The organism is Thermodesulfobacteriota bacterium (assembly GCA_040757775.1).
In the GTDB taxonomy this organism is placed as follows: domain Bacteria; phylum Desulfobacterota; class UBA8473; order UBA8473; family UBA8473; genus UBA8473.
Genome location: JBFLWQ010000050.1, coordinates 1 through 1,506 on the forward strand (window position 1 = coordinate 1; position 1,506 = coordinate 1,506).

The following is a 1,506-nucleotide window of genomic DNA, read 5'->3' on the forward strand; positions in this document are numbered from 1 at the left end:
GGAATTCCGGGAGCTCAGACGTCGGATGAAAGTTTTTGACAATACCTTTCAAAATAATGAATCAGCTCAGCGTTATGCCAATACCATTATCAATTATTTAAACCAAAACTACCCGTTTTCGAAAGGAGGATTACACACTAATGCTTGACACTACCGATTTTTCCCTCTCCATAGTTGCCGATGATGTGTTTGAATAGTCACGCCCTGTCTTGATTAAATTAGCAATTCCCCAAAGCTCCGATAAAACATAAGCTGCCTGTAATCTTTGAGAATAGGTCCCCAAATATTTAAAATTAAGCCCTAAAGAAGCAGAAGGCTCAAGAGCAACGTCATACCATTTATAAGGGCTTTCTTGGACTACCTCCGTTCGTTTATCCGAATAACCAAAAGTTGTAATTGCTCCGGGGGACTTAACTTCAACAACATCAAGTTTGCCACACCTGTTTTTTATTGTCTGCCATATCTCTGAACCCTCGGGGTGGATACTTATTGCTAAATTCAATAAATCCAATATTTTTTGTTTTTCCCAGGGCCCTCCTTTATAAGACGAGTGAATCTCTATCTGGTTTTCTAAAACCTGGTTAATATTTTGTCCTTCTTCTGGTGGGAGTGTTGATCCGGTTTTCAGCTCTATGCCGGCAGGCTGGCCGTCCACCGAACCGATCCAAACATAATGCTGGCTGCCGTTGCCATCTTTAATTACCGCTGTCTTGTCGGGATTTCTGCTGACTATCTCAAAAACTGCACCGGGGTTAGCATGGGTAAGTTGCGACCAAGCACCACTTTGGCTGACTTCATCAAATTCCTCTTTGCTGGAGGCCAGTTCCATTCCGCTGGGACCGACTACAAAAAAATCTCCCTTAACTTCAAAACTGGCTATTGTTCCTTCTGTAATTTCAACAACCGGCTGGGTAAAACCGCCGGCATGCACTTTCAAAACATTACCATCTCTGCCTGTTTCTACAGGAATATCCACGATTACCGGTCTGGGTTGGTTGGATTCATCAACTACTATGTAACCCAAAGAAGCAAAGTCCAGTCCTTCCTGAACTGCCAAGGTAGTGTCCGGAGCCAATTGGAGTGCATAATAGGAACCGGTCCCCATTCTTTCCCTAAATATCTTGGATAAGTCGGTATTAAGCTCAGATCCGCCGATAGGGATAGGGGTGGGGGTTTCCTGGGCAAGAGCTTCCAGAGGCTTCAATGCTCCACTAACTACTGCCATGGCGCCAAGGGCACCGACCCCTTTCAAAAAATCTTTCCTAGATATTCCTTCAGTTGACTGGTCTGCCATTTTTTACAAAAAACCAACCCTAAAGGTTGGTCTAGTATTCTAAAATGTTTATATATTTTACACAATTCATATTAAAAACAATTTGATTTTACAGGAAAATGTAATAAATTACAATATGTAGAAGGTATGTATATCCTTCCTTGACAATCGTCTAATAATCGTCTAACATTAGACTATGAGATTTACCCCTAAATATACTATTACAGATCATC

Annotated in this window: 1 protein-coding gene; it reads right to left on the reverse strand. The window is 41.7% G+C overall.

The genetic code is table 11. From position 1 onward, the window contains the following. Positions 1–130: 130 nt before the first annotated feature. Positions 131–1,252 (reverse strand): hypothetical protein, encoded by a 1,122-nt coding sequence (locus tag AB1401_15210; GenBank protein MEW6616800.1) that lies wholly within the window; start codon positions 1,250–1,252, stop codon positions 131–133. Positions 1,253–1,506 lie beyond the last annotated feature (254 nt).